The sequence below is a fragment of the Amycolatopsis sp. 505 genome (assembly GCF_031625235.1).
Lineage (GTDB): Bacteria > Actinomycetota > Actinomycetes > Mycobacteriales > Pseudonocardiaceae > Amycolatopsis.
In genome coordinates this window covers 79,673-97,818 of sequence record NZ_JACKQP010000004.1, presented here as the reverse complement: position 1 = coordinate 97,818, position 18,146 = coordinate 79,673, and the positions used below count along the sequence as shown (strand labels likewise).

Below are 18,146 nucleotides of genomic sequence, written 5' to 3'. Positions count from 1 at the left end.
GCGCACCGCGTCACGACGCACCGACGTCACCCCAGGTCTGGCCGGGTGCAATGGGCTCTGAGAGAGTGTTGCCAAGCAGGTACTGCAGGCGAGGGGCTTCGATGACAGACACCGGTGGCGCGCCCGGCGGCGAGGGTGCCGACACGCCGACTCCGAGCCAGGGCGTGCCCTCGGCTCCCGCCCCCGGATCGAGTGAGCCGAAGCCGCCCGAAGATCACGCCGCGTCACCGCCGACGCCGCCGCGAGGCTGGCAGGCACCGGACACCCCGGCCGCGCCCGCGACCCCGCCGCCGGGCTGGCAGCACGGGTCGTCCCACCGGCCGGACGCGCTGCCGCCGTTCACCGGGCAGCAGCAGTACCAGCCGCCGCGCTGGAACCCGGACGGGCTCGGCAAGCCCGGCGTGATCGCGCTGCGGCCGCTGAACATCGGCGACATCCTCGACGGCGCGATCACCGCGATCCGCCGGCACGCGCTGCTGATCCTCGGCATCGGCGCGGTGGTGGCGGTGCTCAGCGCCGCGCTCACGTTCGTCCTGCAGAGGTACGTCCTCACCGACCTGGAGAGCTTCGCGACCACGGTCGAACTCGGCCCGGCGGCGACCGAAGAGGAACTGCGCAACGCCCTCTTCGGCACGTTCGGCGACCTGTTCATCGTGCTGATCTCCTCGACGCTGGTCTCGACGCTCCTGTCGACCGTCACCACCGGCCTGATGGCCGCGGTGATGGGCCGGGCCGCGCTGGGCCGCGAGGTCAGCTTCGGCATCGCCTGGCGCGAAGTGCAGCCGCGGCTGCTGCCGCTGCTCGGCGTGGCGTTCGTCTACGCGCTCCTGAGCACCATCGGCGTCATGCTCTGCATCATCCCCGGCGTCCTCGCCTGGGTGTTCTGGGCGCTGGCCGCCCCGGCGCTCGTTCTGGAGCGCGGCACGTTCCGGGAGGCGTTCGCGCGGTCGGTCAAGCTGGTCGGCGGCGCGTTCTGGCGGGTGCTCGGCGTGCTGCTGCTGGCCCGGATCATCGAGTCGTTCTTCGAGAACATCATCCAGTTGCCGTTCACCATCGGCACGGGCATGTTCAGCCAGGTGTTCAACCCGGGCAAGGTGACCGTGCCGAGCACCGGGGACCTGCTGCTGGCGTCGGCCGGGCAGATCATCGCCGGCACCGTCGCGATCCCGTTCGTCGCGCTGGTCACCGTGATCGTCTACCTCGACCAGCGGATGCGCCGCGAAGGCATGGACATCGAATTGGCCCGCGCCGCCGGGGTGCAGCCACCGCAGGCATGGTGACCTTCCGGCTCACCGACGTCCCGGTCGACATCGACCGGGACGCGGCCCGCCGCGCGGCCGAGCAGGAGCTCTCCGACCCGAAGTACCGCGAGGCGCGGCCGAGCTTCCTGCAGGAGATCGGCCGGTGGCTGGGGGAGCAACTGGACAAGCTGCTGAACAGCCTGTCCTCGGACGTCCCCGGCGGGATCTTCGGGGTGCTGCTGGTCCTGGCGCTGCTGATCGTGCTCGTCGTGGTGATCCGGGTGCGCACGGGCAAGGTCGCCCGCGCGGCGCGGGCCGATCGCGTCGTCTTCGGCGGGCAGCGCCGGAGTGCCGCCGACTACCGCCGCTCGGCCGCGGAAGCCGCCGCCGCGGGCCGGTTCGACGACGCCGTCCGCGACCGCTTCCGCGCCGTCGTGCGGGCCCTGGAGGAACGCGCGCTGCTCGACGTCCGCTCCGGCCGGACGGCGGATGAAGCCGCCGCCGAAGCCGGGCAGCTGCTGCCGAACGTCGCGGATCAGCTGCGGCAGGGCGCCCGGCTCTTCGACGACGTCCACTACGGCGGCCGCGAAGGCACCGAAGCGGCGTACCGGACCCTGACCGAACTGGACGAACGCTGCCGCCGTGAGCGGCCGGTCGCCATGGCGGCCCCGTGAGCACCTCGGTTTCGCCCGACCTGCGCCGGATCTGGCGCGGCGCCCGGATCCCGCTCGCCCTCCTGGTCCTGATCTTCGTCGCCGGGGCCCTGCTCCTGCTCGGCCGCGGCGAGCAGGCCTACGGCGCCCTCGAACCCGGCTCGTACGAACCCGGCGGCGCGCACGCCTTGGTGAAACTGCTCGAAGACCAGGGCGTCGACGTCCGGACCGCGCACACGGTCGCCGAAGCGGACGCCGAAGTCGGCGAAGACACCACGCTGCTGGTGACCGCCCCGGACCTGGCCCCGGCGAAGCGGTTCGACGCGCTGCGGGAGCGCGCGGCCGACGTCGTCCTGGTGACGCCGGGCGAGGTGACGCTGCGGGATTCGCTGCCGCTGGTGCACCCGGCCGGGCGCAGCGACGTCGGGACGTTGCCGCCGCAGTGCACGGTCGCCGCGGCGGTCGCGGCCGGCGAGGTCACGCTCGGCGGGATCGGCTACACCTCGCCCGGCGCGCGCTCGTGCTACCCCGGCGAGGACGGCGGCGGCACGCTGCTGCAGCTCGCCGAGGGGAACCGCACGACGACGCTGCTCGGCACGCCGGCACCGTTGACGAACCAGCGGCTCGCCGAGCAGGGCAACGCGGCCTTGTCGCTGCGGTTGCTCGGCGCGCACCCGAAGCTCGTCTGGTACCTGCCGACCACGTCCGACCCGGCGCTGGACGACTCCCGCCGGTCGATCTTCGACCTGATCCCGGACGGCTGGTCCTACGGCGCCGCGCAGGCGCTCGTCGCGGTGGCCCTGCTGGCGTTGTGGCGGGCCCGCCGGCTCGGCCCGGTCGTCACCGAGCCGCTGCCGATCGTCGTCCGCGCGGCCGAAACGGCCGAGGGCCGCGCCCGGCTGTACCGGCGGGCCAAGGCGGCCGGGCACGCGGGCGAGACGCTGCGGGAAGCCGCGCGCGGCCGGCTGCGGACGGCACTGGGCCTGCCGCGCGACGCCGACGCGGCGGCGCTGGTGGCGTCGGTGAGCACGCGGACCGGCCGTCCGGCGAACGACGTCGGCGCGATCCTCTACGGCCCGCCGGTGCCGGACGACCCCGCGCTGGTCCGGCTGGCCGGCGAACTCGATCAGGTGGAACGAGAGGCAGGGCGAACTTGACCAGCGGTACCGAGAACGCGACCGGGGCCCGTGACGCGCTGATCGCGCTGCGCACCGAGGTCGGCAAGGCCGTCGTCGGCAACGAAGCCGCCGTCACCGGGCTGATCCTGGCGCTGCTCTGCCGGGGGCACGTGCTGCTCGAGGGCGTCCCGGGCGTGGCGAAGACGCTGCTGGTGCGGGCCCTGGCCGCGGCGCTGGACCTGGAGACCACGCGCGTGCAGTTCACGCCGGACCTGATGCCCGGCGACGTCACCGGCTCGATCGTCTACGACGCGCACAGCGGCGAATTCTCCTTCCGCGAGGGGCCGGTGTTCACCAACCTGCTGCTCGCCGACGAGATCAACCGGACGCCGCCGAAGACGCAGTCGTCGCTGCTGGAGGCGATGGAGGAGCGGCAGGTTTCGATCGACGGCAAGTCGCGGCCGCTGCCGGACCCGTTCATCGTGATCGCCACCCAGAACCCGGTGGAGTACGAGGGCACCTACCCGCTGCCGGAGGCGCAGCTGGACCGGTTCCTGCTCAAGCTGACCATGCCGGCGCCCTCGCGCGAGGACGAGATCGGCATCCTGTGGCGGCACGCGCAGGGCTTCGACCCGCGCAACCTCGCCGCGGCGGGCCTCAAGGCCGTCGCGGGAGCTCCCGAGCTCGCGGCGGCGCGCGAAGCCGTGGCGCGGGTGACGATCGGGCCCGAGGTGATCGGCTACGTCGTCGACCTGTGCCGGGCGACGCGGTCGCTGCCGTCGGTGCGGATCGGCGTTTCCCCGCGTGGCGCCACGGCGTTGCTCGCGGTGACCCGCGCCTGGGCGTGGCTCGCCGGGCGCGACTACGCCACCCCGGACGACGTCAAGGCGCTCGCCCGGCCCGCGCTGCGGCACCGCCTGGACGTGCGGCCCGAGGCCGAGCTCGAAGGCGTCACCGCGGACGGCGTGCTGGACCGCGTGCTCGCGTCCGTGCCCGTGCCGCGCTGACATGGCCGTCACCGGAAGGCTCGGGCTGCTGGCGCTGTTCGGCGCGCTGGTGGTCGGGCTGCTGCTGCCGTCGACGACCGGGATCCTGGCGGTCGGCGCGGTGCTGCTGGTGCTCGTCGCCGTCGACCTGGCGCTGGCGGGCAGCGTGCGGGCGCTGACGTTCGCGCGCTCGGGCGACACCTCGGTCCGGCTCGGCGAGCCGTGCGAGGTGCGGCTGGTGGTCGCGAACCCCGGTGGCCGTGCGGTGCGCGGGCAGCTGCGCGACGCGTGGCCGCCATCGGCGGGCGCGGCCGACCGGCACGCCGTGCACGTCCCGGCGGGGGAGCGGCGGGCCCTGGTGACGTCCCTGCGGCCGACCCGGCGCGGAGACCGGACGGCGGCCCGGGTGACGGTCCGTTCGGTGGGGCCGCTGGGCCTGGCCGCCCGGCAGGGGTCGCACGCGGTGCCGTGGACGGTCCGGGTGCTGCCGCCGTTCCACAGCCGCAAGCACCTGCCGTCGCGGTTGGCGCGGCTGCAGCAGCTCGACGGCCGCAACGCGGTGCTGATCCGGGGCCAGGGCACGGAATTCGACTCGCTGCGCGAGTACGTCATCGGCGACGACGTCCGCTCGATCGACTGGCGCGCCACGGCTCGCGCGGCGGACGTCATGGTCCGGACGTGGCGCCCCGAGCGCGACCGGCACGTGGTCCTGGTGCTGGACACGGGCCGCGTATCGGCGGGCCGGGTGGGCGACGCACCGCGGCTGGACGCGGCGATGGACGCGGCGTTGTTGCTGGCGGCCTTGGCTTCCCGCGCGGGCGACCGCGTCGACCTGCTGGCCTACGACCGCCGCCTGCGCGCGGCGGTGCAGGGGTCGTCGGGGGCGTCGTTGCTGACGTCGCTGGTGAACGCGATGGCACCGCTCGAGCCGTCGCTGGTGGAGACGGACGCGCGCGGGATGATCGCGGAGGTCCTCCAGCGGACCCGGCGGCGCGCGCTGGTGGTGCTGCTGACCGGACTGGACGCGGCACCGCTGGAGGAGGGCCTCTTCCCGGTGCTGAGTTCGCTGACGGGCCGGCACGAGCTGGTGGTGGCGTCGGTGGCGGACCCCCGGGTGGCGGAGATGCTGTCGTCCGGCGGGGACGCCGAAGCGGTGTACGACGCGGCCTCGGCGGCCCGCACGACGGCCGAGCGCCAGCGCGTGACCGAACGCCTGGTGCGGCACGGGGTGCACGTGGTGGACGCGGTCCCGGAGGAACTGCCGCCGGCCCTGGCGGACCGTTACCTGGCCTTGAAGGCCGCAGGACGACTGTGATCGCAAAGCCGACACGCGTGATCCGAAGGTCGACACGCGTGATCCGAAGGTCGACACGCGTGATCCGGAGGTCGACACGACGAGCCTTGCCGTGTCGACCCGTCAATCACGCGTGTCGGCTCGCCAATCACGCGTGTCGACTGCTGCCGCACAACTCAAGCCGACTCGGGTAGCGCGTCCCCGGCGTCGCGGGCGTCCAGGTCGCCGACCTCGCCGTCCTTCGCCGCGCGGCGGCCCAGCGTGAAGACGTAGACCAGGAAGGCCACCTCCACCGCCGCGCCGATGCCCACCCGCAGCCACGTCGGCCAGCCCGACGGCGTCACGAACGCCTCGATCACGCCGGACACCAGGAGCACGCACGTCAGCCCGAGCGCCATCACCACCACCGACCGGCCCTGCTCGGCGAGCGCCGCCGTGCGGGAGCGGCGGCCCGGGTCGATCACCGTCCAGCCGAGCTTCAGCCCCGTCCCCGCCGCGACGAACACCGCCGTCAGCTCCAGGAGGCCGTGGGGGAGCAGGAGGCCGATCATCACGTCGCCGCGGCCGGCCGCGCTCATCGCGCCGATGATCATCCCGGCGTTGAGCGAGTTCAGCCAGAGCGCGCCGATCACCGGCAGGCCCAGCGCGACGCCGAGGAACAGGCAGGTCGCCGCCACCCACGCGTTGTTCGTCCAGACCTGCGCCGCGAAGGACGCCGCCGGTCCCGTCGAGTAGTACGTCTCCGCGTCGCCGCCGGGCTTGGTCAGCTCGCGCAGCTCGTCCGGGGTGCCCAGGGACGCGCGCACGAGCGGGTCGCGCGCGACCCAGACGGCGATCACCACCATCACCGCGATCGACGCCAGCGCGGCCGGGATCCACCAGCGCCGCGAAAGGTAGACCGCGGCTGGGAACCGGCGGGTGAAGAACCGGGCGACCTCGCGCCAGGCCGGGTTGTGCGACCCGGAGACCGCCGCCCGGCCGCGGGCGACCAGGTCCGACAGCCGGCCGAGCAGCGCCGGGTCCGGCGCGACCGACCGCACGATCGACAGGTGCGTCGCGGTCCGCTGGTAGAGCGTCACCAGCTCGTCGGCTTCCGGCCCGGTCAGCTTGCCGCCGCGCCGGGTCAGCTCGCCGAGCCGGGTCCACTCCGCCGCGTGCGCGGCGACGAAGACGTCCACATCCACACCGGCCACCCTATCCGTCGATACGCTGGTCCTCGTGCACGAGGAATCGGAGCTGGTCACCGGCGAAGCGGTCGTCCTGGACCTGCGCGTGGCCAAGCTCGCCAGCCGCGCGCTGGCGATGGCGCTGGACGTCCTCCTGCAGCTGGCCCTGCTGCTGGCGGCGGCCATGGTGCTTTCGTTCGTGACGCCGGCCGACGACGAGTCGCTCTTCGTGGCGCTGCTGCTGGTCTTCGTGGTGCTGGTCATGGTCGGCTACCCGGTCATCTCCGAGACGCTCACGCGCGGCCGTTCCCTGGGCAAGATGGCGGTGGGCCTGCGGGTGGTGCGCGTCGACGGCGGCCCGATCCGCTTCCGGCACGCGCTGGTCCGCGGCCTCGGCGGCTTCGTCGTCGACTTCTGGGCGCTCGGCCTGTTCGGCGCGGTCGCGGTGATCGTGTCGCTGTGCTCGTCGGACGGCCGCCGCGTCGGCGACTTCCTCGCCGGGACGCTGGTGGTCCGCGAGCGCGTCCCGGAAGGTGCGGCGTACGCGGCGATCGGCATGCCGCCGGGCCTCGAAGGCTGGGCGTCGCAGCTCGACCTGACCCGCCTGCCGGACGACCTCGCGCTGGCGAGCCGCCAGTTCCTGGCCCGGTTCCGCGAGCTGCGCCCGGAGGCGTCGCACGCGCTCGGCTGGGGGCTCGCGCAGCAGGTCGGCAACGCGCTGGGAACGCCGGTGCCGCCCGGGGTACCGCCGTGGGCGTTCCTGGCGGCGGTGCTGGCGGAGCGGCGCAACCGCGACCACGCCCGGGCGTTCCAGGCCTACCAGGCCCAGGTCGCGGCGGCGCGGGGACAGCTGCCGCAGCCCTACCCGGCGGCGGCCGGTGTCCCGTCCGTGGCGCAGCCGGATCCGCCGACGCCGCCGACGGGGGTGGAGAACCCGTTCACCCCGCCGAGCTGACCGGCGTCACGAGACGTCCCCCGACGGCGAGAGCCACGTGTTGCACTGCTGGTTGCGGTTCTTCGTGGCGCCGTGCTGCCACCAGCTGATGTTGTGCTTTGCGCTGCCGTGGTCGCGTTTGCCGTTGCGGGCGTAGTCGTCGCCGCGGTCCTGGGCGTTCCAGGCTTCGTTGTAGATGTTCTTGTCGACCGAGCCGCCGGAGACCGACGCCGAGCCGAGGAACATCCCCGAGAAGCACTGCGCCTCGAGTTCCATGCGCCGGGACAGTTCCAGGCCGGCCGCGGAGTCGGCGCCCGCGTCGTAGCGCTGGTTGGCGAACGCCTCGGTGATGCCGGACATGTTCTGCACGTGGTGGCCGTACTCGTGGGCCAGGATCGACAGGTACGGGCCCGGGTGGTTGCCCCACACGTCGAGCTCGATGCGGTCCATCGGCATGTAGATCGTGTTGTTCGCCGAGCAGTAGAACGGCGTGACACCGGTGGTGGTGCCGCCGCTGCCGCACGGCGTCGACGATTCCGACAACGACCGCGGCACCGACAGGTTCGGCGACCGGAACGGCAGGTCGACGGCGCCGAGCATGCGCGACCACATCGCGTCGAGGCAGCCGATGCCGGACTGGAAGAAGCGCGTGACGCTGTTCTGGTCGGTCGCCCAGCGGCTCAGCGAACAGGGGACGTTCTGCAGACCGTAGTCCGGGCTGCCGAACAGCGGGTTGTTCCCGGTGGCCGCGACCGACCGCGGCCCGGACGGCGGCTGCGAGGCCGGCGTCCGGCGTTCGGTGGTGCGGGCGGTCGTCGTTTCCCCGGCCGACGTCGTGGTCGCGGTGGTCGTCGCTTCGGTGGTGGTTTTTTCGGTGGTGGTCGGGTAGGTGCTGGAGTAGCCGGCGTCGGCGACGTGCCGCTTGTGGTTCCCGGACAACGCGACGGCGGCGACGAGCCCACCCGCGACGGCGACGATCGCGAAGATGGCGACGGCGACGACGACCCCGGTGTTCGACTTCTTGGCGACGTAAGGGGTGTAGCCGGGCGCGAACCGCGGCCCGAATGCGGGAGGTGCGGCGTAACCCGGCGCGAAGACGGGCGCCGCGGCCGCGGCCGGCGGTGGCAGCGGAGCCCGCGCGGGCGGCGGGAGGGGGTGGCCGAACGGCCCGGTGGGCGGCCCGTACGGACCGCGCGGCGGCTGCGGGACACCCGTCACGGGCGCCCCGAACGGCCCGGGTGCGCCACCGGGGCCGGGTTGTTGTGCGGGCGCCTCGAAAGGGCCGGGTGCGCTGCCTGGGCCGGGTTGTTGTGCGGGCGCCTCGAAAGGGCCGGGTGCGCTGCCGGGGCCGGGTTGTTGTGCGGGCGCCCCGAAAGGGCCGGGTGCGCTGCCCGGGCCTGGCTGGTGCGCGGGCGGTCCGGAGCGATTCGGCGGCCCACCCTGCCCCGGCAGCGGCCGCACCCCCGGCGGCGGCAGCGGCCGCGCTCCCGGTGGCGGCTGCGGCGGCCGGCCCGGCGGCTGCGGGCGGCGCGGGTCGTGCGGGCCGGCACCAGGACCCGGGCCGGCACCAGGACCGTGCGTCATCGAATGGAACCCCCCGTGCGATTTCCCCGTCGGAAGCGGCGTACCTGCGGTGATCGCGCCGTTCCGGGCGTCAGCATAGATCGAGTGCTCTAGGGTGTGGTGCTGTGTCGATGAAATGGGGGGCCGCCGCCGCGATCGCCGTCGCGGCCGTGCTGGTGACCGTCGCCGGGCCCGCCGCCGCGCAGGGGCCGTCGGCCGGGCCCGTGCTGCCCAACCTGCCCGACGACCAGTCCAAGAAACCCCAGCTGCTCGGTGGCCAGGACGTCCGGCCGCCCGAAGGGGCCACCGCCGACGTCGCCCTCAAGGTCCTCCGCGACGGCACCCTCTCCGTCACCGAACACGTCACCGTCCCCGGTGGACAGCACCTCACCTCGCGCGTCCCGCTCAAGGTCCCCGCGAGCGACGACCAGGACCGCGTCTTCGCCGTCCGCGACGTCAAGGCCGAAGGCGCCACCACCGAGCTCACCGGCGACCAGCTCGTGCTCACCTTCCCGGCCGGCACCAGCGGCGTCACCTACACCGTCGACGGCGCCATCGCCGACCAGAACGGCCGCCAGCAGGCCCGGTGGCAGGTCGCCAGCGGCTTCGACACCCCGCTCGCCAAGCTCACCGCGTCCCTCGTCGCCCCGGCGACCCGGTTGTCCCCTGTGGACTGTTTCGCCGGCCCGGTCGGCTCGAACCAGCGGTGCACGCTCGCCGAGCTCGACCACACCGGCGTGGTGCGGCTCGAACAGGACGACGTCCGCCCCGGCGACCGCGTCGACCTGCTCGTCGGCCTGCCCGCGGGCACCACCCCGGCGAACGCGCGGTTCGCCGCCATCGGCCTGCTGGCCAACGCCTTCGCGCTGACGCCGCTGACCGGAATCGCCTTCGCCGTCCTGCTCGTCTTCCTCGTCGCGGCCGCCCTTTTCGTGTGGCGGCGCCGCAAGCAGGACGCCGGTGCGCTGCGCACCGCCACCGGCCCGGTCGAGGTGCTCCTGCGCGACGGCGACCGCGTCTTCTTCGCCAGCCCCGACGGCGTGCTGCCCGGCCAGGTCGGCACGGTCGTCGACGAGACCGTCGACGTCGTCGACATCAGCGCCACCGTCGTCGACCTCGCCGTCCGCAACTACCTGTGGCTGGCCGAAGTCCCGGGCCCCGACTGGCAGATCGCCCGCCGCAACCCGCCGGACGAGCACCTCCACGACTTCGAACGCGCCGTCTGCGAAACCCTGCTGCCGCCGGGCACCGACACCGTGCTCGTGTCGCAGCTGCGCGCCCGCGGCGGGCTCGACCTGCGCCGAATCAGCGACGCGATGTACGCCGACGTCGTCGGCAAGCGCTGGTTCTCCCGCCGCCCCGACACCGCCCGCGGCCGGCTGACCTGGCTCGGCGCCGGGATCTTCACCCTCGGCCTGGTCACCACCGCGGTGCTCACCTTCACCGCGGGGTACGCGCTGCTCGGCGTCGCCCTGGCCCTGGCCGGGCTCGCCGTCGTCGCGGTGGCCGCGCTGCTGCCGTCCCGCACCGCCCGCGGCCGGGCGCTGGCCGGGCAGGTCCGCGGCCTGCTCGACTACCTGCACACCGCGCGGGCCGACGACATCCCGCCCGCCGACCGCGAGCTGGTGTTCTCCCGCTCGCTGCCGTACGCGGTCGTCCTGGGCGACACCGAACGCTGGCTCGGCACCTTCGCCGCGCTCAACCCGTCGGCCGACGGCTCGGCCGGGCTGTACTGGTACGGCGGCATGGAAGCCGAGCCGGACCTGCGCCGCTTCGGCGCGCACTTCCCGTCCTTCCTGACCGCGCTCGACGGCGTCCTCACCGCCGCCGCGGCCCGCTGACCGTGCTCGCGGGGGCGGTCCTCGCGCTCGCACTGGCCGCCGGCCCCGCGGATCAGCCGCCCCTGCCCACCGTGCCGCAGAGCGCGGAGATCCAGCTCAAGGTCCAGCGCGACGGCTCGCTCTCGGTCGTCGAAGCGATCTCGGTCCCCGACGGCCTCACGATGGATCGCCGGGTCCCGCTGCGGGTCGCTGCGCCCCACCACCGCGACCGCGTCTACGGCGTCCGCGACGTCGTGCTGGAAGGCCGCGGAACGGCGAGCGTGGGCGAGGACGCCTTCACCGTCCACCTCACCTCCGGCACGTCGATCGTCCGGTACACAGTGGACGGTGCGGTCGCCGGAGACCGGGTCACCTGGGAGCTGGCCGGCGGCTGGAGCACCGAGCTGAAGTTCCTCCGCGCCTCCTTCGCGGCGCCGAAGATCCCGGTCGCCGTCGACTGCCTCGCCGGCGACCTCCCGTGCGCGGCCGCGCAGATCGACCACGCCGGGCTGACCCGGTTCAGCCAGCAGAACCTCGCCGCGGGCGAGCGGATGACGGCGACCGTCGAGCTGCCCGCCGGTACCGTTCCGGCGAACGAGGTCCTGGTCCCGGCGAAGACGATCGCCGGCGCGTTCGTGCTCACCGCGCCGGTCGGCTGGGCCTGGGCGGGCTTCGCGGTCTTGCTGCTGGTCACCGCTCTGCTGGTAGGCCTCGCGCGCCGCCGTGACGCCGATCAGGGGGCGGCTCCGAAGGCCGAGCTGGTCACCGCGAACGGTGAATTCGCGTCCCCGGCCGGGGTGCTGCCGGGCCACGCCGGGGTCCTCCTGCGCGGCCGGGCCGGACCCCTCGACCTGGCCGCGACCGTGCTCGACCTCGCCGTCCGCAACTACCTCTGGGTGAGCGAAGACGGGTCCCGGCTGAGCCGCCGCAACCCCGCCGACGAGCACCTGTCGCCCTTCGAACGTGCTGTCTTCGAAGCCGTCCTGCCGGAAGAGACGGTGACGCTCGCCGAGCTGCGGCAGCGACGCGTCGAAGTCCCGCGCGCCGAGCTGGCCGCCGACCTCGTCCGGCGCGGCTGGTGGGCGACGGGGCGGCTTCGCCGGGCCGGCCTCCGGGTCGTCTGCTACGGCGTGTTCCTCACGGTGCTGCTGGCCCTGACGGTCGGTTACGCCCAGCTCGGCGTGCTCCTCGCGCTGGCCGGGGTCACCGCCGTCGCCGCCTCGGCCGCCCTGCCCGCGCGGCGGCGAGCGGGCGCCGAGGTCGCGCGCCGGCTCCGCGGCGTCGCCGCCGTCCGGGTCGAGGACCTGGACAAGCCGCAGCGCGAGCTGGTCTTCTCCCGCGGCCTGCCGTACGCGCTCGCTCTGGGCGAACTGGCGTCCTGGGTGGCCGCGTTCGACGGCCTCAAGCACCCGCCGCCGGTCTACTGGCACGCCGGCGACGTCCGCCCTGACCAGGCCGGATCCTTCGCGACGGCGCTCACCGGCACCTTCGCCGCCGCCCACCGCGCCCACCTCCTCGCCGACGCCGGCCGGGCCGCCGGTTCTCAGCAGCCAGTCGAGACGCATGCGACGGCCCCGCCGTCGTAGGGTGGGGCCATGGCCGATCCCGAGCTCGTCCGATACACCCTCGACAACGGTCTGCGCGTGGTTCTCGCCCCCGACGCGACCGCGCCGGTGGTCGGCGTCAGCGTGCACTACGACGTGGGTTTCCGCTCCGAGCCGGAGGGGCGCACCGGTTTCGCGCACCTCTTCGAGCACCTGATGTTCCAGGGCTCCGAGAGCCTGGAGAAACTCGCGCACTTCCGGCACGTGCAGTCCAGCGGCGGGACCTTCAACGGGTCCACCCACCCGGACTACACCGACTACTTCGAGGTGCTCCCGAGCGCCGCGCTCGAGCGGGCGCTGTTCCTCGAAGCCGACCGCATGCGCGCGCCCAAGCTGACCGCGGAGAACCTGGCGAACCAGATCGACGTCGTCAAGGAGGAGATCCGGCTCAACGTGCTGAACCGGCCCTACGGCGGGTTCCCGTGGATCACCCTGCCGCCGGTGCTGTACTCGACGTTCCCCAACGCGCACAACGGCTACGGCGGCTTCGAGGACCTCGAAAGCGCCACGGTCGACGACTGCGCGGCCTTCTTCGACACCTACTACTCGCCGGCGAACGCCGTGCTGACCGTGGCGGGCGACTTCGAGGTGGACACCGCCAAGAAGCTGATCGAGGACCACTTCGGCGACGTCCCGCACCGGCCGGCGCCGCAGCGGCCGTCGTTCGCCGAGCCGCTGCCGACCACCGAGTTGCGCGGCGAGGTCGAAGACGCGCACGCCCCGCTGCCCGCGCTCGGCATCGGCTACCGGATGCCGGACCCGATCAACGACGTCGACAGCTACCTGGCCTACCTCGTGCTGGCCGGCGTGCTCACCGACGGCGACGGCTCCCGCCTGCAGCAGCGGCTGGTGCACAAGGAGCCCCTGGTCGTCGACATCGGGGCCGGCGCCGGGCTGTTCGGCCCGTTCGAGGCCCGCGACCCCGACACGTTCACCATCACCCTGATCCACCCGCACGAGGTGCCCCGCGAGCGCGTGCTCGCCGCGCTGGACGACGAGCTGGAGAAGCTCGCCGAGACCCCGCCGAGCGAGGAAGAGCTGCGCAAGGTCACCGCCCGCTGGACGGCGAGCCTGCACTCCGAGCACGACAGGCTGGTGTCGCGGACCCTGGCCCTCGGCTCGTTCGAACTGCTCTACGGCGACGCGTCGCTGGTGTACCGGCTCGCGGACCGGATGTCCGCCGTCACCGCGGAGGCCGTGTCGGCGGCGGCGAAGGCGCTGCGCCCGGACGCGCGCGCCGTGCTGGTGGTCAAGCCCGCTTCGGAAGGGAACAACGAGCAGTGACTTCAGCAACGCACCGCAGCGCGGAGGAGATCGGCCGCACCGCGCGGGGGCCGCGGCCGCTGCCGCCGCTCGGCGAGCAGCGGGCCGCCGCCGACCTGTCCCATGTGGACACGACGCTGGCGAACGGCCTGCGCGTGGTCGCCGTCCGCAAGGCGACCGTGCCGATGGTCGAGGCCCGGCTGTGGATCCCGTTCGCGGGCGACGACGCGCTGCACCCGGCGACGGCCGAGGTGCTCGCCGAGACGATCCTGACCGGCACCGCCCGCCGCAACCGCATCGAGATCGACGCCGAGCTGGCGCTGATCGGCGGCGACATCGGCGCGGGTGTCGACCCGGAGCGCCTGGTGCTCACTGGGTCCGCGCTGGCCGACAAGCTGCCGACGTTCCTCGACGTCCTCGGCGACGTCCTCACCGGGGCGACGTACGCCGACGAGGAGATCGCGCGCGAGAAGGAGCGGCTGGTCGAGCGGATCGCCGTCTCGCGCACGCAGCCGCGCACGATCGCTCGGGAGGCGCTGCAGAAGCACCGCTACGGCGACCACCCGGCCACGCGCGAGGTCCCGCGCGCCGAAGACGTCGCGGTCGTGACGCCGGAGCAGGTGCGAGCGCTGCACCAGGCGTCGGTGCTGCCGCGGGGTTCGGTGATGGTGCTGGTCGGCGACCTCGACCCGGCCGGTGTCGTCGGCGAGCTGGAGAAGGTGCTCGGCGGCTGGGCGTCCGACCGCTCCGCCGTCCGGCTGCCGCCGCTGCCGGACCTGACCGGGCCGAGCGTGCTGCTGGTGCCGCGCGCGGGTGCGGTGCAGTCGCAGATCCGGCTCTCGGCGCAGACGATCCCGCGCACGGACCCGGGTTACGCGGCGCTGCAGCTGGCGAACCTGGCCTACGGCGGGTACTTCTCGTCGCGGCTGGTGGAGAACATCCGCGAGAACAAGGGGTACACGTACTCCGCGCACTCCGGCTTCGAGTTCACCGACGGCACGGCGGTGGTGAACGTCGACGCGGACACGGCGACCGACGCGACGGCCCCGGCGCTGTTGGAGACCCGCTACGAGCTGGGTCGCCTCGGCCAGGTCCCGCCGTCGGGCGACGAGCTGGAGTCGGTGCGGCAGTACGCGATCGGCTCGCTGCTGACCTCGACGTCCTCGCAGGCCGGGCTGGCCGGGCAGGTGCTGGCGCTGGCGTCGACCGGGCTGGGCCTGGAGTGGCTGAACGAGCACCCGGCGCGGGTGGCGGCGGTGACCGCGGACGACGTCGCCGAAGCGGCGCTGAAGTACTTCGCGCCCAAGCGGTTCACGGGCGTGGTGGTCGGCGACGCGGCGGTGCTGGAGCGCAAGCTCCTGGCGCTCGGCGACGTCGTCGTGGGCGAGCCGGCCTGATGTCGGTCCCGTTCACCCTGGGGGACCCGCCGACCCTGTCCCGGTCCACAGTGGACCGCCAGGAAGGCTTGCGCACCAACCCCGCACGGCTCGCGTCGCGCTGGCCGGACGCCCGGGTCGTCCTCCTGGACGACGCCGGGCGCACCCCGGTGGCCGAAGGGGCGTCGACGCTGGCGTTCCGCAAGGCGATCGACTTCGGTGCTTCGCCGCCGGAGGACGCGGTGTTCCTCGGCGAGTGGCAGGACGTCGACTATTGGTCGCTCCCGGGCGGCCCGTCGGGCGCGGCCGACACGGTGAAGATGGCGGGCAGCTGGGGTTTCGTGGAGGAGGTCCCGCGCGCGGACGGCGAAGTCTGGGTCGAGCTGCGCGGCTACGGCGACCTCCTGGACGACACGTCGGCAGGGCTCTTCACGACGGCCCAGGCGTTGCGCTTCTGGCGGCGCCAGGCGCGGTTCTGCACGCGGTGCGGCAGCCCGACGGAGCTGATCCAGTTCGGCTGGGCGAGCAAGTGCACCGGGTGCGGCCGCGAGGAGTACCCCCGCACGGACCCGGCGGTGATCTGCCTGGTCCACTCGTCGGAGGGCGTGAACGGCTCCCACGTGCTGCTGGCGCGTCAGCCGATCTGGCCGGCGGGGCGGTACTCGGTCTTGGCGGGGTTCGTCGAGGCGGGGGAGTCCCTGGAGGCGTGCGTGATCCGGGAGATCCGCGAAGAGGTGGGCGCTTCGGTGTCCGACGTGCGGTACCTGGGCAGCCAGCCGTGGCCGTTCCCGAGGTCGATCATGCTGGGGTTCACGGCCCGGGCGGACCGCTCGCTGCCGTTGGTGCCGGCGGACGGGGAGATCGAAGAGGCACTGTGGGTCTCGCGGGCCGAGGTGCGGGAGGCGTTCGAGAACAGCGCCGACCGGGGCGCGGGTTCTCGCCCCACGCCGATCGCCGGTGGGGCGGCGGAGATCATCCTGCCGGGGAACTCGTCGATCGCCCGCGTGATGCTCAAAGCCTGGGCGGACGCGGAGGAGTAGGCCCGACCTGCTGAGGGCCGGTGCCGGCCTTCAGCAGGTTCACGGCTCGTAGCTCGTCGCGGCCCGCATGGCCTTCGCGGCGACCTCCCAGCCGCTCCAGGTGTCCTCGATCGGGTAGTCGCCGCCGCGGTCGGTCAGCCACGCCGCCAGCGCTTCCAGGTACCGGGGCAGCGTGTCGTTGGCCCAGAAGGCCGGCACCCCCTCCGAGCAGTCCGCGGCCAACGCCGTCACGACGGCCACCAGTTCGTCCTTGTGCCGAGCGGCCGGGGCTGACGGGCAGTGCAGCAGGCCACAGGCGACGTCGGGGTCGTTGTCGGGCACCCCCGAGCGGTGTTCGAACTCGTAGTGGAAGCACACGAAGTGCATCCGCTCGAACGTCTCGTAGTCGTCCCGGTTCAGCCGCACCGGGTAGCCGCAGCGCCGGCAGAGCCGGTTTTCTTCGGACACCCTTGAATCCTTCTCTCGCTACTCGTAGACCGTCGATGCCGTCCCGGAGGATCGAGGTCGGTAGTGCCGGGAACCTTCACCGGAGGTGGCGGAGCAGCGGGAACGCGATCGGCACCCGGTTCCGCGCAGCCGCCGCCGGACCACCCCGGGACCGCTTGGTCCAGGTGGTCCGCACCCGCTGCGCCACGATGTCCACAACGACCAGCCTCCCCGCCGCCGCAAGTCGAAATCCGCTCACCGAACCCACCGCGACCAGCGCAACTCGTTCACCGGTACACCGGCCACCTGGCCCAACGCGCCCCCAAGCGTTATCTCCCCGTTTCGCGAGACCGTTGACGGCTGTGCCCCGGCTCACTACAGTCCCCGGAAACCGTCTGTAAAGTATCCTAATTAAGTCCGGAGGAACGAGTGCGAGCCGGTAGCCCGCGGATGCTGCGCGAGATCAACGATCGCGCCGCCATCGAGGTCCTCCTGCGGGAGGGGCCGCTCACGCGGGCCGAACTCGAGCTCGCCATCGGGCTCTCGAAACCCGCCACCGCGCAGCTGCTCACCCGGCTCGAGCAGGACAACCTCGTCACCAAAGCCGGTGTGCGGGGCGGTGGCCGGGGGCCTCGCGCCCAGCTCTGGGCGGCCAACGGGGGCCTCGCCTTCGTCGCCGCCGTCGATCTGACGCCGCACGTTGCCGACTTCGTCGTCGCCGATGTCGCCGGAATCGTGCTCGCCGAACACCGGACGCCGCTGCCCGTGCACGCGGGCGCCGACGTCGTCGGGACCTTCGGCGAGGCCCTCCAGAAGGTCGCCGAAGCAGCCGGGATCAAGCGCGAAGACCTGGCCCACGTGGTGATCGGCGCGCAGGGGGCGTTCGATCCGCGGACCGGCCTGCTCTCCTCCGCGCCGCACATCCCCGGCTGGCTCGGCTTCGACGTCCCGCAGAAACTCAGCGACGAACTCGGCGTCGACGTCCTCATCGAGAACGACGTCAACCTGGTCGCCGTCGAGGAGATGACCGTCGGGATGGCGCAGGACGTCGACGACTTCGTCATGGTCTGGCTGTCCGAAGGCGTCGGCGGTGCCGTCGTCATCGGACGGCGGCTGCTGCGCGGAGCCACCGGCGGGGGCGGCGAGATCGACTGGATGCGGGTGCCCGATCCGGCCACCGTGGACACCGGCGACGTCTGGCCCGCGGCCGGCGCCCGGTTCGGCAACCTGGTCGACTCGCCCGCCATCTGCCGGCTCGCCGCCGCCCACGGCATCCCGGCCGACACCGCCTGGGACGCCGTCGCGAAGACCGGACCGGACCACCCCTTCCGGCACGATCTCGCCAGGAGGGTCGCCGGTGGCGTCGCCAACCTCGTCGCCGTCGCCGATCCGCAGCTCGTCCTCCTCTGCGGCGACACCAGCCGGGCCGGCGGCGAGGAGTTCGCCGCGCTCGTGCAGGACAAGCTGCACGAACTCGTCCTGCCGCGCACGCCCGTCGGCTGCGCTTCCGTGCAGGGCAACGCCGTTCGCGCGGGCGCCCTCCAATCGGCGCTCGCCACCACCCGTGAGGACGTCTTCGGCGTCGTCACCCCCACGCTCCTCGGGTCGCGCCGGCCCGAGGGCGACAGCACCCGTCCCCGACCGACCAGCCCCAACCGATGA

15 protein-coding genes are annotated in these 18,146 nt (G+C 73.6%); 12 read left to right on the top strand and 3 right to left on the bottom strand.

From position 1 onward, the window contains the following. Window positions 1-101: 101 nt before the first annotated feature. Genes H5965_RS16305 through H5965_RS16285 form a run of 5 tightly spaced genes read left to right on the top strand, consistent with a single transcriptional unit; the run spans window position 102 to window position 5,313 of the window. Complete coding sequence (locus tag H5965_RS16305; RefSeq protein ID WP_310970730.1) at window positions 102-1,280, top strand: hypothetical protein; 1,179 nt, start codon at window positions 102-104, stop codon at window positions 1,278-1,280. Beyond that, window positions 1,274-1,915, top strand: coding sequence for a DUF4129 domain-containing protein (locus H5965_RS16300; protein WP_310970729.1), 642 nt, complete (start codon window positions 1,274-1,276; stop codon window positions 1,913-1,915). The genes H5965_RS16305 and H5965_RS16300 overlap by 7 nt, the downstream gene beginning before the upstream one ends. Next, on the top strand, window positions 1,912-3,051 hold the full coding sequence (locus H5965_RS16295; protein WP_310970728.1) for a DUF4350 domain-containing protein: 1,140 nt from the start codon (window positions 1,912-1,914) through the stop codon (window positions 3,049-3,051). Before H5965_RS16300 ends, H5965_RS16295 begins: the two co-directional genes overlap by 4 nt. Then, window positions 3,048-4,019, top strand: coding sequence for a MoxR family ATPase (locus H5965_RS16290; protein WP_310970726.1), 972 nt, complete (start codon window positions 3,048-3,050; stop codon window positions 4,017-4,019). The genes H5965_RS16295 and H5965_RS16290 overlap by 4 nt, the downstream gene beginning before the upstream one ends. A gap of 1 nt (window position 4,020) precedes the next feature. Beyond that, window positions 4,021-5,313, top strand: coding sequence for a DUF58 domain-containing protein (locus H5965_RS16285; protein WP_310970725.1), 1,293 nt, complete (start codon window positions 4,021-4,023; stop codon window positions 5,311-5,313). Window positions 5,314-5,468: 155 nt separating this feature from the next. Here the strand turns inward: H5965_RS16285 and H5965_RS16280 are convergent, their stop codons facing one another. Next, window positions 5,469-6,476, bottom strand: a complete 1,008-nt coding sequence (locus tag H5965_RS16280; RefSeq protein ID WP_310970724.1) for a stage II sporulation protein M — start codon at window positions 6,474-6,476, stop codon at window positions 5,469-5,471. 34 nt (window positions 6,477-6,510) lie between these two features. Here H5965_RS16280 and H5965_RS16275 point away from each other — a divergent pair, with 34 nt between their 5' ends. Next, the gene (locus tag H5965_RS16275) at window positions 6,511-7,413 is read left to right on the top strand and encodes an RDD family protein (RefSeq protein ID WP_310970722.1); all 903 of its coding nucleotides are present in this window, start codon (window positions 6,511-6,513) and stop codon (window positions 7,411-7,413) included. Window positions 7,414-7,419: 6 nt separating this feature from the next. On the opposite strand, the gene H5965_RS16270 is transcribed toward H5965_RS16275, so the two are convergent. Continuing rightward, window positions 7,420-8,610, bottom strand: a complete 1,191-nt coding sequence (locus tag H5965_RS16270) for a neutral zinc metallopeptidase (RefSeq protein ID WP_310970721.1) — start codon at window positions 8,608-8,610, stop codon at window positions 7,420-7,422. A gap of 476 nt (window positions 8,611-9,086) precedes the next feature. Here H5965_RS16270 and H5965_RS16265 point away from each other — a divergent pair, with 476 nt between their 5' ends. The 5 genes from H5965_RS16265 to nudC are packed head-to-tail and all read left to right on the top strand — an operon-like array spanning window position 9,087 to window position 16,058. Beyond that, window positions 9,087-10,796 (top strand): DUF2207 family protein, encoded by a 1,710-nt coding sequence (locus H5965_RS16265; protein ID WP_310971359.1) that lies wholly within the window; start codon window positions 9,087-9,089, stop codon window positions 10,794-10,796. 2 nt (window positions 10,797-10,798) lie between these two features. Further along, window positions 10,799-12,361: a DUF2207 family protein gene (locus H5965_RS16260; RefSeq protein ID WP_310994574.1), complete on the top strand. Its 1,563-nt coding sequence runs from the start codon at window positions 10,799-10,801 to the stop codon at window positions 12,359-12,361. Window positions 12,362-12,370: 9 nt separating this feature from the next. Beyond that, window positions 12,371-13,663: a pitrilysin family protein gene (locus H5965_RS16255; RefSeq protein WP_310970717.1), complete on the top strand. Its 1,293-nt coding sequence runs from the start codon at window positions 12,371-12,373 to the stop codon at window positions 13,661-13,663. Continuing rightward, window positions 13,660-15,039: a pitrilysin family protein gene (locus tag H5965_RS16250; protein ID WP_310970715.1), complete on the top strand. Its 1,380-nt coding sequence runs from the start codon at window positions 13,660-13,662 to the stop codon at window positions 15,037-15,039. Before H5965_RS16255 ends, H5965_RS16250 begins: the two co-directional genes overlap by 4 nt. After that, complete coding sequence (gene nudC / locus H5965_RS16245) at window positions 15,039-16,058, top strand: NAD(+) diphosphatase (RefSeq protein WP_310970714.1); 1,020 nt, start codon at window positions 15,039-15,041, stop codon at window positions 16,056-16,058. Before H5965_RS16250 ends, nudC begins: the two co-directional genes overlap by 1 nt. A gap of 39 nt (window positions 16,059-16,097) precedes the next feature. On the opposite strand, the gene H5965_RS16240 is transcribed toward nudC, so the two are convergent. Further along, entirely contained in the window at window positions 16,098-16,505 is a 408-nt protein-coding gene (locus H5965_RS16240; protein WP_310970713.1) for a hypothetical protein, read from the bottom strand. 429 nt (window positions 16,506-16,934) lie between these two features. On the opposite strand from H5965_RS16240, the gene H5965_RS16235 reads away from it, so the two are divergent. Beyond that, entirely contained in the window at window positions 16,935-18,146 is a 1,212-nt protein-coding gene (locus tag H5965_RS16235) for an ROK family transcriptional regulator (RefSeq protein WP_310971358.1), read from the top strand.